This is a genomic window from Streptomyces sp. NPDC087263 (assembly GCF_044744645.1).
Classification (GTDB): Bacteria; Actinomycetota; Actinomycetes; order Streptomycetales; family Streptomycetaceae; genus Streptomyces.
The window spans coordinates 779,660-791,500 of the sequence record NZ_JBIUYT010000001.1; the positions used below are offsets into that span (position 1 = coordinate 779,660).

Genomic DNA, 11,841 nt, shown 5'->3' on the forward strand with positions numbered 1-11,841 from the left:
GCCGCCACAAGGCGGTCATGCTTGCGCCGCTACGAGGCGACCATGGCCGTACGGGCTTCCCCGATGAACTGTTCCAGCCTGTCGCGGAACGCCCCGTGGGTCTCGCCGAAGAGTTCGCGGGATCCCGGGGCGCCGCTCTCCGAAACCCGCGCCAGCGCACTGTTGGCCTCCGCTGCCGCCCGCATGAGGGCTTCGGCCGCTTCGGCGGCCGGGGCCGGACCCTCCAGCACGATGACCCGGACGCAGCGCATGAGGGGGTCGAAGGCGCTGCGCAGCTCGGTGCGGAGTTCCTGAATGTGCGTCAGTCGTTCGGTGGGGTCGACCAGATGGAAGAACGCTTCGCCGACTCTCCAGTACAGCTGGCCTGTGAGGTGCGCCTGTTCCATGAGGTCCAGATAGGCGGCCCGCCGGATCTCCCGGACCCGGCCCCGTTGCTCGGCCTGCGCGGATGCCTCCGCCTGGACCTTCGCCGCCCGCGCGTTGCCCACAGTGGTCACCCAACTGGCGAGCACCGCGGTCGCACCGGTGAACACCCCGACCCACACCACGCTGTCCGTCACCCGCACATCTTCGGCGAGCCGGATTCCCCCTGTCGAGGTCAACTACCCCCCGGACGTGTCCAGTTCCGCGTCCTCGCCGATCCCCGCGCAGTCGTACGGGTCCTTGAGCCAACCCTCCGGCAGGACAACCCTGTTGTTGCCGGACGTACGCCCGCGGGGCCCGTCCGCGCCGAGCGGCCACGGCTGGTCGAGGTCCAACTCGGCGAGCCCGTCGGAGAGTTCGGCGATGGACGAGGTGACGGCGAGGCGCCCCCGCATCTCGGAGCCGACGGCGAAGCCCTTGAGGTACCAGGCGACATGCTTGCGGAAGTCGATGACGCCACGCGCCTCGTCGCCGATCCACTCGCCCAGCAAGGTCGCATGCCGGACCATCACGGCCGCCACCTCACGGAGCGTCGGACGGGCGTACTCCTGACGCCCCTCGAAGGCGGCCACCAGGTCCGCGAACAGCCACGGCCGCCCCAGGCACCCGCGCCCGACGACCACCCCGTCGCACCCGGTCTCCCGCACCATCCGCACCGCGTCGTCGGCGGACCAGATGTCGCCGTTGCCGAGGACGGGGATCTCCGGCACGTGCTCCTTGAGGCGCGCGATGGCGTCCCAGTCCGCCGTGCCGCCGTAGTGCTGGGCGGCGGTCCGGCCGTGCAGGGCGATCGCCGTGACGCCCTCCTCGACCGCGATCCGCCCGGCGTCCAGGTACGTGATGTGGTCGTCATTGATGCCCTTGCGCATCTTCATCGTGACCGGGAGATCACCGGCCCCGCTCACGGCCTCCCGGAGGATCGCCCGCAGCAGGTTCCGCTTGTACGGGAGGGCGGACCCGCCGCCCTTCCGGGTCACCTTGGGGACCGGGCAGCCGAAGTTCAGGTCGATGTGGTCGGCGAGGCCCTCCTCCGCGATCATGCGGACGGCCTTGCCGACGGTCGCCGGGTCCACCCCGTACAGCTGGATCGAACGCGGCTTCTCGGTCGCGTCGAAGTGGATCAGCTGCATGGTCTTCTCGTTGCGCTCGACGAGCGCCCGCGTGGTGATCATCTCGCTGACGAAGAGTCCTTTGCCGCCGCTGAACTCCCGGCACAGCGTGCGGAAGGGCGCGTTCGTGATGCCGGCCATCGGGGCCAGGACGACGGGTGGCTGGACGGTGTGCGGGCCGATCGACAGCGGGGGCGCGGGAACGAGGGTGGGCGTGGACATTCCCCCATTGTCACGTACGTCGGCGACTACGGCGACAGTCGTTAGTTAGACGCACTATCGAAACAGTCGTACGATGGTGGAATGCCCGAGCTGAGCCCCCGCCACCGCATGCTGGTGCTCGCGATCTGCTGCATGAGCCTCCTGATCGTGAGCCTCGACAACACGGTTCTGAACGTCGCCCTGCCCTCCATGCAGAAGGAACTGCACGCGAGCCTTGCAGGCCTTCAGTGGACGATCGACGCGTACACGCTGGTCCTCGCCTCGCTGCTGATGCTGGCGGGCTCGACAGCCGACCGCATCGGCCGCCGGAAGGTGTTCATCGCGGGCCTGGTCATCTTCACGCTCGGCTCGCTCCTGTGCTCGCTCGCCCCGACCCTCGAAACGCTCGTCGCGTTCCGCATGGTGCAGGCGGTCGGCGGTTCGATGCTGAACCCGGTCGCGATGTCGATCATCACCAACACGTTCACGGACCCGCGCGAGCGCGCCCGGGCGATCGGTGCGTGGGGCAGCGTGGTCGGCATATCGATGGCCCTCGGGCCCCTGGTCGGCGGGCTGCTCGTGGACTCGGTCGGCTGGCGTTCGATCTTCTGGATCAACCTCCCGGTGGGCTTGGCCGCGCTCCTGCTCACCCTGCGCTACGTCCCCGAGTCCCGCGCTCCCAGGGCCCGCCGCCCCGACCCGGTCGGCCAGATCCTGGTCATCGCGCTCCTCGGCTCCCTCACCTACGCGATCATCGAGGCGCCCACCTCGGGCGCCGTCAAGATCGTGGCCTTCGGCGCGGTCGCCGTCGCCTCGCTGATCGGCCTCCTCCGGTACGAGCACCGGCGCGAGGAACCCCTCATCGACCTGCGCTTCTTCCGCTCCGCGCCGTTCAGCGGGGCCACCGTCATCGCCGTCTGCGGATTCGCGGCGCTCAGCGGCTTCCTGTTCCTCTCGACGCTCTATCTGCAGAACGTACGCGGCCTCGACGCGCTGCACGCGGGCCTGTGGATGCTGCCGATGGCAGTCATGTGCTTCGTCTGCGCACCGCTGTCGGGCCGGCTGGTCGGCAGCCGCGGCCCCCGTGTGCCCCTCCTGATCGCCGGGGTCGCGATGACGGCGAGCGGGGTGCTGTTCGCCGCGTTCGAGGGCGAGACCTCGAACACCACGCTGGTCATCGGCTACGTCCTCTTCGGCCTCGGCTTCGGCTTCGTGAACGCGCCCATCACCAACACCGCCGTCTCCGGCATGCCCCGCTCGCAGGCCGGCGTCGCCTCCGCCGTCGCCTCCACCAGCCGCCAGATCGGCGGCACGCTCGGCGTCGCGGTGATCGGCGCGGTGCTGGCCTCCGGGGTGAGCACGACGGCGTACAAGGACACCTTCGTGGCGGCCGCCGGCCCCGCCTGGTGGATCATCGCCGGCTGCGGCCTCGCGGTGCTCGTCCTGGGCGCCCTGACCAGCGGAGCCTGGGCACGGAAGACGGCCGAGCGGACGGCGGTCCGGCTACAGCCGGAACCCGTGCGGACACGGGACTCGACGGGCGTAGGGGCCTGACACCGCGACCCCGTCCGCGCCCGGGCCGACTGACGCGGGCCGACTGACCCGGACTGGCTGACCCGGGCCGACCGACCCGGACTGGCTGACCCGGACCGACTGACCCGGGCCGACCGACCCGGACTGGCTGACCCGGGCCGACCGACCCGGACTGGCTGACCCGGGCCGACCGACCCGGGCTGGCTGACCCGGGCTGGCTAACCTCTTCCGGTATGACCTTCTACGAAGAGGCCGTCGAAGCCTTTCGCCGCCGCGAGATCGACGTGGTGCAGCGCCTGAGCGAGGCAGAGATCACCCGCGCCCAGGCTGCCGGTGACGTCGCCGCCGAGGTGGAAGCGGTGGGCTGTCTGGCACGTGTCGCCATCGTGGCCGGCGACCTGCCCGAGGCCCGGCGTCTGGCCGAGGAGGCACGGGAGCTCGCACAGCGGACCGGCGACCGCCGCCTGGAGCGGACCCCCCTGCACATCCTGGCGGGCACCGCACGCATGGCCGGTGACGTGCCCGCCGCTCGCCGCCTGCTCGCGGAGAGCATCGCTCTCAACGAGTCCCTGGGCGAGCGCAGAAGCGTCGCGAACGAACGGCACAACCTGGCGTATCTGGAACTGCACGCGGGCGAGGTCCAGAAGGCCCGTGAGCTGTTCTCCGCGGCCCGCCGCGAGGTGGTGGAGGGCGAGATGACGGACGTGTACCCGCAGGTGGCTCTGAGCACAGCGGTCATCGCGGCCGCCGACGGCGACCACCGCCGTGCGACCCGGTACCTGGCAACGGTCGACAGCGAACTGCGAAGGCTCGGGCATCAGCTGGACCCGGATGACGCCCAGGAGCACCAGACCCTCCGTGCACGGCTGGTGGAGGAGCTCGGCCGCGACTCGTTCGACGCCGAGTACGGGGCGGGATCCGGCCATGCCCTCCTGGAAGTGATCTCCCGGTAGACCACCGCACCGCGGCCGGTCGGCCCGGACCGCCGTGGTCCCGGCCGCCCTCGCCGTGCTCCACGCCTGAGAAGCCGGGCACGACATCACCGGACATCACCCGGACACCGCCGGCTCGGGGACGAACCCGGTCCCGAAAGCCACGGGCGTACGAAGCCCGAGCCAATGCGGCTCAGGCCATGACCACCCCGCGCTCCCCCGCGATCGCGTGCAGCTTCTCCAGCCGCTCGCGCGACTCCGCGTCGGCGGGCACATACGTCACCAGGCGCGGCCCCACATCCGGACCGAGCCACAGGTCGGTGTGGTCGACGGTGATCCGGCCGACGTACGCGTTGCGGAACTCCTTGCGCTTGGTGCCCACGCCGACCACCTCGTGGCGGTCCCAGGCCTCGCAGAAGTCCGGCGACTCCGCCCGCAGCCGCTTGAGGAGCGTCTTCCAGGCGGGCGAGGCGAGATGCCCGGCCATCGAGGCGCGGAACTTGGCCGCCATGAGCCGGGTGGTCTCGTCCAGATGCACGATCGAGGAGCGCCACTCCTCGTGCGTGTAGGCGAGGACCATGCAGTTCCGGTCCTCGCGCGGTACGGCGTCGAGGTCGCAGAGCAGCAGGCTGTACGTGCGGTTGTACGCGAGGATGTCGTACCGGCTGTTCTGGACGCAGGCCGGCATCGGCTCCAGCTGCTCCAGGATGGCCCGCAGGGCCGGGGACACCGTCGGGCAGGTCATGGGGGGCGCCGGGTCGACGGCTCCGGCCAGCTGGAAGAGGTGGACGCGCTCGCTCTGGTCGAGCATCAGGGCGCGGGCGAGTGCGTCGAGCACCTGCACGGAGACATGGATGTCGCGGGCCTGTTCCAGCCACGTGTACCAGGTGACCCCGACGGCGGCGAGCTGCGCGACCTCCTCGCGGCGCAGGCCGGGGGTGCGGCGGCGCGCGCCGCGGGGCAGACCGACCTGTTCGGGGGTGACGTGCTCGCGACGGTGGCGCAGGAAGGCGGCCAGTTCGTGCCGCCGGATCTCCGCCTCGCGACCGCCGTGCCGCCTGGCCGCCGCCCCCGAATAGTCCTGTGCCATCGTTGTCATGCTCCTAGCGTGCCGTACGTCTTACCCTGTTGCCAGGTACTGCCTCTACCAGGATAAGTAAACTCTGGTACCAGCCTCGGGCCGAGGGCAGGCTGGAGCACGTGACCGAAACCGGAACGCTCACCACCCCCGTCAGATCCCCCGTCTCTCCACCCGTGCTCGGCGGCCTCGGACTCTTCACCGTGCTGATCGGCGCGGCCCTGCCGTTGATCGACTTCTTCATTGTGAACGTCGCACTGCCGACCATGGGACAGGACCTGCACGCGAGTGCGTCCGTCCTCGAACTCGTCATCGCCGGGTACGGAGTCTCGTACGCCGTCCTCCTCGTCCTCGGCGGCAGGCTCGGCGACCTCTTCGGCCGGCGTCGGCTCTTCCTCGTCGGCATGGCGGCCTTCGGCCTGACCTCGCTGGCGTGCGGGCTCGCGCCCAGCGCCTGGACGCTGGTGGCCGCACGGGTCGCGCAGGGAGCGGCGTCCGCGGCGATGCTGCCGCAGGTGCTCGCCACCATCCAGTCGGCGACCGCCGGCCCGCGCCGCGCCAAGGCGATGAGCCTGTACGGCGCGACGGCCGGGCTCTCCATGGTGGCCGGGCAGATCCTCGGCGGCGTACTCATCGCCGCCGACATCGCGGGCACCGGCTGGCGCGCGGTGTTCCTCGTCAACGTGCCCGTGGTGATCCTCGGTCTGGTGCTGGCCACCCGGGCGGTCCCCGAGACGCGCTCGCAGCACCCGGAGCCGATCGACGGCCCCGGCACGGTCCTGCTCGCTGTGGCGCTGCTCGCGCTGCTGGCCCCGCTGACCGAGGGCAGGGCGGCGGGGTGGCCGCTGTGGACCTGGCTGTCGCTCGCACTGTTCCCGGTCGCGGCGGCGGCGTTCTACTTCGTCGAGCGCCGGGAGGACCGCAAGGGCCGTACGCCGCTGGTGCCGCCGAGCCTCTTCGCGCTGCTGTCGTTGCGCCGCGGCCTGGTGATGATCGTGCCGTTCTCGATCGGCTTCAGCGGGTTCATGTTCGTGATCGCGGTGGCCCTTCAGGAGGGCGCGGGGCTCGGTCCGGTCCAGGCGGGGCTGGCCCTCGCGCCGATGGCGGCGGCGTTCTTCGTCGTCTCGCTGTGCGGTCCGCGGCTGATCGCGCGTTACGGCACCCGGGTCGTCACCGCCGGCGGACTGATCCAGGCGGTGGGCCTGGCCCTCATGGCGCTGGCCGCCTCACGGTCCTGGCCGGACCTGGGCATCTGGGAACTGGCGCCGGGCGCGGCGGTGGCGGGCGCGGGCCAGGCCCTCCAACTCCCCGTTCTCTTCCGGATCATCCTCTCCGAGGTCGCGCCCGCTCGCGGCGGCGTGGGCAGCGGCGTCATGATCACCACCCAGCAGTCCGCCCTCGCCCTCGGCGTGGCCACCCTGGGCTCCCTCTTCCTGTCCCTCGTCCCGGGCCACGGAATGCAGGACGCGCTGGTGACCACGCTGCTGGTCCAGCTGGCGCTCGGGATCCTGACGACGGGCCTGAGCCTGCGGCTGCCCCGCACGATCAGCTGACGGCCCGCTCCTTGGCCACCAACTCCCGCACAGCAGGGGCGACTTCATGGGCGAACCGTTCGAGGGTCGGGGCGTCGTCGGAGGCGAGGAGATAGGCGCTCACTCCTTGGGTGAGGGTGAGTTCGGCGAGCCGCTCGGCGAGCTGCCCCGCCGGGGCGGGACCGGGGAGCTCGTACCCGGCAGCCGCGACGCCGGGGCCCGGCAGGTTGAGGAGACGGCGCACCGACCGTGGGTCGCGTCCCGCGGCGGCCGCCGCCTCGTCCACGATCCGCTGCCCCGCGGCGAGTTCGGCGGGCGGCAGCCGGGTGGCACTGGGCAGCCAGCCGTCGGCGGCGCGCCCGATGAGCCGCAGCATCCGCGGGCCCAGGGCGCCGACCCAGATCCCGATCGGGTGAGCGGCCGGAGGCCCCGGCCGGGCCCCGTCGAGCCGGTAGTGCCTGCCGTCGACTCCCTTGCTTCCCGCATCCGTCGACCACAGCGCCCGGATGACGTCGATCGCCTCGCCCAACGCCTCGACGGCCTCCCCGGGCGTGCGCCGCGCCTGCCCCTCACTGGCGATGGCATCCCAGTACCCACCGGCTCCGAGCCCCAACTCCACCCGCCCGCCACTGAGTACGTCGAGACTCGCCGCGGCCCGCGCCAGCCCTGCCGGCGGCCGCAGCGGCAGGTTGGCCACGTTCGGGAAGACCCGCACCCGCTCGGTACGCGCCGCGATGACGGACAGCAGGGTCCAGGCGTCCAGGAAGTCCGGCCGGTACGGATGGTCGGCGACGCTGACGAGATCGAGCCCCGAGCGGTCGGCGAGCCGGGCCAACTCGATGACGGTGTGCGGCTGTTCGACGTCGGGGGTGAGCACCGCGCCGAAGAGGAGGTCGTGGCCGTAGTCGGGCATGGCGGTCCTTAAGGGGGTCGCTGATGTCGCTGATATCGGGGGTGTCGACAGAGTTGTTCGACCGTCGGGATCACGTCGCGGTGCGACTCTGGATCACATCGCGACGTAATCATTACATGCCGACACTATTACGTCGAGGGTAGGGTTACGGGCATGGCAGCGACCCGCGACGACGCCCCCACCGACAGGCCGGACGGGACCCTGCACACCCCGGACTCGCCGGCCCCGCGCCCCCCGACCCTGCTGGCCCTGCCCTCCTACCTGGCGGGCCACGTGGCCCGGATCGGCCACCGCGCCCTGGTCGAGGCCCTCGGGGAACACGGCCTGCGCCTCCCCCACTTCGCGATCCTCGCGGGCCTCGGCGACTTCGGCCCCCTCGCCCAGCACGAACTCGCCGACCGCCTCGGCCTCAATCGCAGCCACCTCGTGGGCTATCTCGACGAGGTCGAGCAACAGGACCTCGTACGCCGCGACCGCGATCCCGGAGACCGCCGCCGCCAGCACGTCGCCCTCACGGCGGCGGGCGAGAAACGACTGAAGGACCTCAAGAAGGTGGCCGCCCATTCGCAGACCGACTTCCTGGACGGCCTGTCGGACACCGAACGTGAGACTCTCATCACCTTGATGCGGCGGATCGTGGCGACGGACGACCGCGCCGCCAACTCACCGACAAAGAATCCCCGTTGATCTTCGCCATGCTGCACACTCCTTGCTGCACACTCCTTGTTGCGCAAGGGAATGCGGTATACGCGGCATCACGCGGTATCACCAGGAGGTGGCATGCTGCAGATCAACACGAGCAAGGTAAGCCGCTGGGACCAGCACGGCCGCGAGCACGTCGTGCACGTTCAGCGGTCGGGCGTACAGCGCACGATCAAATGTGACACGTGCGGGTGGCGCAAGGCGGCACAGTTCCTGCCCTGGCTGAAGGCCGAGGAACACCTGGCGGAGGCGCACCAGGCGACGGTGGACCCGACGGAGCGGTAGCCGGTCCGGCCGGTTACGTGCCGGCCGGGGAGCCTCACTGCGCCGGGGCGGTGGGCGGCTCCACCGACACCGCCCGTGGCCTCCGTAACAGCCTGGCGCGCGGCGAGAACCCCGCACCCGGTGCCGCGAGCAGGGGCTCCCGGTCAGGCTCGCACCCCTCGTACGACCAGGTCCACGAGCGCCTCGAACTCCCCGTCGATACCGGGCTGTTCCCACTCCCGGGAGTAGCCGGGGTCGTGGAAACGGTTCGTGGCGTCGAAGAGGGCGCGGGCCGTGACGTCCGGGGCGTCGGACGCGAAGACGCCACGCCGCACGCCGTCCTCGACGATCTCGACGAGCTGGCCGGTGAGGTCGGCGACGTGCCGGTCGACGACCCCGCTGTTCTCGCCTGTCAGCAACACCATGTAGGTGGCGAAGAGTTGGGGGTCGTCGCCCGCCTTGCGGCGCTTGGCGGCGAAGAGCGCCGTGAACCAGTCACGCAGGCGGGACTCGGGGTCGCGGTCCTCGGCGACGATGCCCGCGAGGGACTCCGACGTACGGTCAAGCCAGCGCTTCGTGACCGCCTCCCGCAGCGCCGCCTTCGTGGCGAAGTGGCGGTAGACGCTGCCGTGACTGACGCCGAGTGCGCGGGCCACGTCCACCACGGTGGCCTTGGCGGGCCCGTGGCGGCGCAGGACCTCCTCGGTCGCTTCGAGGATGCGCTCGGCGGTCAGTGCTTCGGTGCTCGGTGCCATGACGAGGACGGTACCTGCCGGTACCGTCAGCGCTCCGTGCCGAGGTGCGCCATCTGCGCCTGCGGGTAACGGTCGCCCGCGGCGGCGCCGTCCGGCACGGCCTCCTCGATGGCGGCGAGGTCGCCGGCGCCGAGCGTCACGTCCAGCGCGCCCAGCGCCTCCGTCAGCCGGTCGCGGCGCCGGGCGCCCACCAGCGGCACGATGTCCTCGCCGCGCGAGAGCACCCAGGCGATCGCGATCTGCGCGACGCTGACGCCCTTCTGCTCGGCGACCTTCCGCAGCGCGTCGACCAGGTCGAGGTTGTGCTGGAGGTTGTCGCCCTGGAAACGCGGGCTCATCCCGCGGAAGTCGTTCGCGGCCAGCTGCCGGTCCCGCGTGAAGTGTCCGGAGATCAGCCCGCGCGACAGCACGCCGTACGCGGTGATGCCGATGCCCAGCTCACGGGTGGTCGGCAGCACCTCGTCCTCGATGCCGCGCGAGATGAGCGAGTACTCGATCTGAAGGTCCGAGATGGGGGCGGTGGCGGCGGCCCGGCGGATCGTCCCGGCGCCCACCTCGCTCAGCCCGATGTGCCGTACGTGCCCGGCCTCCACCAGCTCCGCGATCGCGCCCACCGTCTCCTCGATCGGCACCTCGGTGTCGGCCCGGGCGATCCGGTACACGTCGATGTGGTCGACGCCGAGGCGCCGCAGCGAGTAGGCGGCGAAGTTCTTCACGGCCGCCGGGCGGCCGTCGTATCCCATCCAGCCGCCGTCCGGGTCGCGCAGCGCGCCGAACTTGACGCTCGTCAGCGCCTGCTCCCGCCGAGCGGTCGGCGCAGTGCGCAGGGCCTCGCCGATCAGCAGCTCGTTGTGACCCATGGCGTAGAAGTCACCGGTGTCGAGCAGGGTCACACCCGCTTCGAGCGCGGCGTGGATGGTCGCGATGGACTCGGCCCGGTCGGCGTCGCCGTACAACGCGGACATGCCCATACAGCCGAGGCCGAGGGCGGAGACCTGGGGTCCGGTGGATCCGAGGGGACGGGTTTGCATGAGGGCTCCTTGGGGGTTCTCCAGGCGGGAACGCGCTCGGAGGGGTGTCGTACATCCACCATGACATGACAGATGACAGATTTCAATATCTGTCAGTTGTCACCCGTCGACCTCGGCAGGCCCGAGGCCGGTCGCCATCCGCCATCGCATTTGGTCCAGACCTCTTGACGACTGGTCTGGACCAAGAGCACTGTCATGCCTACGACACCTCACCGCACCCCCCACCGGGAGGCCTCGCATGATCCGTCGGAAGCTGCGTCTGCTCGCCGTCGCGCTGGCGACAGTGGTACTCACCCCACTGTCGATCGCCATCGCGCCGAACGCATCCGCTGCCGATACCTGCGCCGTGAAGTCCCGCCCTTCAGGCAAGGTGCTCCAGGGCTACTGGGAGAACTGGGACGGCTCCTCCAACGGCGTCCACCCGCCCTTCGGCTGGACCCCGATCACCGACTCCCGTATCGCGCAGCACGGTTACAACGTGATCAACGCGGCGTTCCCGGTGATCCGTTCGGACGGGACGGCGCTGTGGGCGGACGGGATGGACACGGGTGTGAAGGTCGCGACGCCCGCCGAGATGTGCGCGGCGAAGGCGTCGGGGCAGACGATCCTGATGTCCATCGGCGGGGCCGCGGCCGGGATCGACCTCAGTTCCGCCACCGTGGCCGACAAGTTCGTCGCGACGATCGTCCCGATCCTCAAGCAGTACAACTTCGACGGTATCGACATCGACATCGAGACCGGCCTGGTCGGCAGCGGCAACATCAACACGCTCTCCGCCTCGCAGGCCAACCTGATCCGCATCATCGACGGGGTGCTGGCCCAGATGCCGCCGAACTTCGGGCTCACCATGGCCCCGGAGACCGCCTATGTCACCGGCGGCAGCGTCGCGTACGGCTCGATCTGGGGCTCGTATCTGCCGATCGTGAAGAAGTACGCGGACAACGGGCGCCTGTGGTGGCTGAACATGCAGTACTACAACGGCAGCATGTACGGCTGCTCCGCCGACTCGTACTCCGCGGGCACCGTCCAGGGCTTCACCGCCCAGACCGACTGCCTGAACAAGGGACTTGTCGTCCAGGGCACCACCATCAAGGTGCCGTACGACAAGCAGGTCCCCGGCCTCCCGGCCCAGTCGGGCGCCGGCGGCGGCTATATGACCCCGAGCCTCGTCTCCCAGGCATGGCGCACCTACGGCACCTCGCTCAAGGGCCTGATGACCTGGTCCATCAACTGGGACGGCTCCAAGAACTGGACGTTCGGCGACAACGTCAAGGCGCTGCAAGGCCGTTGAGAAGCCCCCGCGGGACCGGTTGAAACACTGGTGCCGGGCCCCCGTTGTTCCGGGGCCCGGCACCAGTGATGTTGCCC

At 70.7% G+C, this 11,841-nt stretch carries 12 protein-coding genes; 6 read left to right on the forward strand and 6 right to left on the reverse strand.

The annotated features are described in order from the left end of the window. Positions 1–29 precede the first annotated feature (29 nt). Together ACIPC1_RS03470 and dusB are read right to left on the reverse strand one after the other, a co-directional pair. Complete coding sequence (locus ACIPC1_RS03470) at positions 30–560, reverse strand: hypothetical protein (protein WP_402512852.1); 531 nt, start codon at positions 558–560, stop codon at positions 30–32. 42 nt (positions 561–602) lie between these two features. After that, positions 603–1,754: a tRNA dihydrouridine synthase DusB gene (dusB, locus tag ACIPC1_RS03475; RefSeq protein ID WP_402512853.1), complete on the reverse strand. Its 1,152-nt coding sequence runs from the start codon at positions 1,752–1,754 to the stop codon at positions 603–605. An 81-nt stretch (positions 1,755–1,835) separates the two neighbouring features. On the opposite strand from dusB, the gene ACIPC1_RS03480 reads away from it, so the two are divergent. Both ACIPC1_RS03480 and ACIPC1_RS03485 read left to right on the forward strand, forming a co-directional pair. After that, on the forward strand, positions 1,836–3,287 hold the full coding sequence (locus ACIPC1_RS03480; RefSeq protein ID WP_402512855.1) for an MFS transporter: 1,452 nt from the start codon (positions 1,836–1,838) through the stop codon (positions 3,285–3,287). Positions 3,288–3,499: 212 nt separating this feature from the next. Next, positions 3,500–4,219: a tetratricopeptide repeat protein gene (locus tag ACIPC1_RS03485; RefSeq protein WP_402512857.1), complete on the forward strand. Its 720-nt coding sequence runs from the start codon at positions 3,500–3,502 to the stop codon at positions 4,217–4,219. 172 nt (positions 4,220–4,391) lie between these two features. On the opposite strand, the gene ACIPC1_RS03490 is transcribed toward ACIPC1_RS03485, so the two are convergent. Beyond that, the gene (locus ACIPC1_RS03490; protein ID WP_402512858.1) at positions 4,392–5,297 is read right to left on the reverse strand and encodes a helix-turn-helix transcriptional regulator; all 906 of its coding nucleotides are present in this window, start codon (positions 5,295–5,297) and stop codon (positions 4,392–4,394) included. A 101-nt stretch (positions 5,298–5,398) separates the two neighbouring features. On the opposite strand from ACIPC1_RS03490, the gene ACIPC1_RS03495 reads away from it, so the two are divergent. Beyond that, positions 5,399–6,829, forward strand: a complete 1,431-nt coding sequence (locus tag ACIPC1_RS03495; protein ID WP_402512859.1) for an MFS transporter — start codon at positions 5,399–5,401, stop codon at positions 6,827–6,829. On the opposite strand, the gene ACIPC1_RS03500 is transcribed toward ACIPC1_RS03495, so the two are convergent. Then, positions 6,822–7,721: an LLM class flavin-dependent oxidoreductase gene (locus tag ACIPC1_RS03500; RefSeq protein WP_402512860.1), complete on the reverse strand. Its 900-nt coding sequence runs from the start codon at positions 7,719–7,721 to the stop codon at positions 6,822–6,824. The two genes, ACIPC1_RS03495 and ACIPC1_RS03500, sit on opposite strands and share 8 nt — an antisense overlap. A gap of 153 nt (positions 7,722–7,874) precedes the next feature. Here ACIPC1_RS03500 and ACIPC1_RS03505 point away from each other — a divergent pair, with 153 nt between their 5' ends. Together ACIPC1_RS03505 and ACIPC1_RS03510 are read left to right on the forward strand one after the other, a co-directional pair. Then, a complete protein-coding gene (locus tag ACIPC1_RS03505; RefSeq protein ID WP_402512861.1) occupies positions 7,875–8,408 on the forward strand; it encodes a MarR family winged helix-turn-helix transcriptional regulator in 534 nt (177 codons plus the stop codon). A 93-nt stretch (positions 8,409–8,501) separates the two neighbouring features. Beyond that, positions 8,502–8,708, forward strand: a complete 207-nt coding sequence (locus tag ACIPC1_RS03510) for a hypothetical protein (RefSeq protein WP_402512862.1) — start codon at positions 8,502–8,504, stop codon at positions 8,706–8,708. A 143-nt stretch (positions 8,709–8,851) separates the two neighbouring features. On the opposite strand, the gene ACIPC1_RS03515 is transcribed toward ACIPC1_RS03510, so the two are convergent. Continuing rightward, on the reverse strand, positions 8,852–9,442 hold the full coding sequence (locus tag ACIPC1_RS03515; RefSeq protein WP_402512864.1) for a TetR family transcriptional regulator: 591 nt from the start codon (positions 9,440–9,442) through the stop codon (positions 8,852–8,854). 26 nt (positions 9,443–9,468) lie between these two features. After that, complete coding sequence (locus ACIPC1_RS03520; protein WP_402512866.1) at positions 9,469–10,473, reverse strand: aldo/keto reductase; 1,005 nt, start codon at positions 10,471–10,473, stop codon at positions 9,469–9,471. A 238-nt stretch (positions 10,474–10,711) separates the two neighbouring features. Between ACIPC1_RS03520 and ACIPC1_RS03525 the strand changes: the two genes are divergently transcribed. Then, on the forward strand, positions 10,712–11,764 hold the full coding sequence (locus ACIPC1_RS03525; protein WP_402512868.1) for a chitinase: 1,053 nt from the start codon (positions 10,712–10,714) through the stop codon (positions 11,762–11,764). Positions 11,765–11,841: the final 77 nt, after the last annotated feature.

Excerpts from the sequence above, each read along its gene's own strand:
- ACIPC1_RS03520 (WP_402512866.1), bottom strand. The coding sequence starts at position 10,473 with ATGCAAACCCGTCCCCTCGGATCCACCGGACCCCAGGTCTCCGCCCTC.
- ACIPC1_RS03525 (WP_402512868.1), top strand. The coding sequence starts at position 10,712 with ATGATCCGTCGGAAGCTGCGTCTGCTCGCCGTCGCGCTGGCGACAGTG.
- dusB (WP_402512853.1), bottom strand. The coding sequence starts at position 1,754 with ATGTCCACGCCCACCCTCGTTCCCGCGCCCCCGCTGTCGATCGGCCCG.
- ACIPC1_RS03480 (WP_402512855.1), top strand. The coding sequence starts at position 1,836 with ATGCCCGAGCTGAGCCCCCGCCACCGCATGCTGGTGCTCGCGATCTGC.
- ACIPC1_RS03515 (WP_402512864.1), bottom strand. The coding sequence starts at position 9,442 with ATGGCACCGAGCACCGAAGCACTGACCGCCGAGCGCATCCTCGAAGCG.
- ACIPC1_RS03505 (WP_402512861.1), top strand. The coding sequence starts at position 7,875 with ATGGCAGCGACCCGCGACGACGCCCCCACCGACAGGCCGGACGGGACC.
- ACIPC1_RS03500 (WP_402512860.1), bottom strand. The coding sequence starts at position 7,721 with ATGCCCGACTACGGCCACGACCTCCTCTTCGGCGCGGTGCTCACCCCC.
- ACIPC1_RS03490 (WP_402512858.1), bottom strand. The coding sequence starts at position 5,297 with ATGACAACGATGGCACAGGACTATTCGGGGGCGGCGGCCAGGCGGCAC.
- ACIPC1_RS03485 (WP_402512857.1), top strand. The coding sequence starts at position 3,500 with ATGACCTTCTACGAAGAGGCCGTCGAAGCCTTTCGCCGCCGCGAGATC.
- ACIPC1_RS03510 (WP_402512862.1), top strand. The coding sequence starts at position 8,502 with ATGCTGCAGATCAACACGAGCAAGGTAAGCCGCTGGGACCAGCACGGC.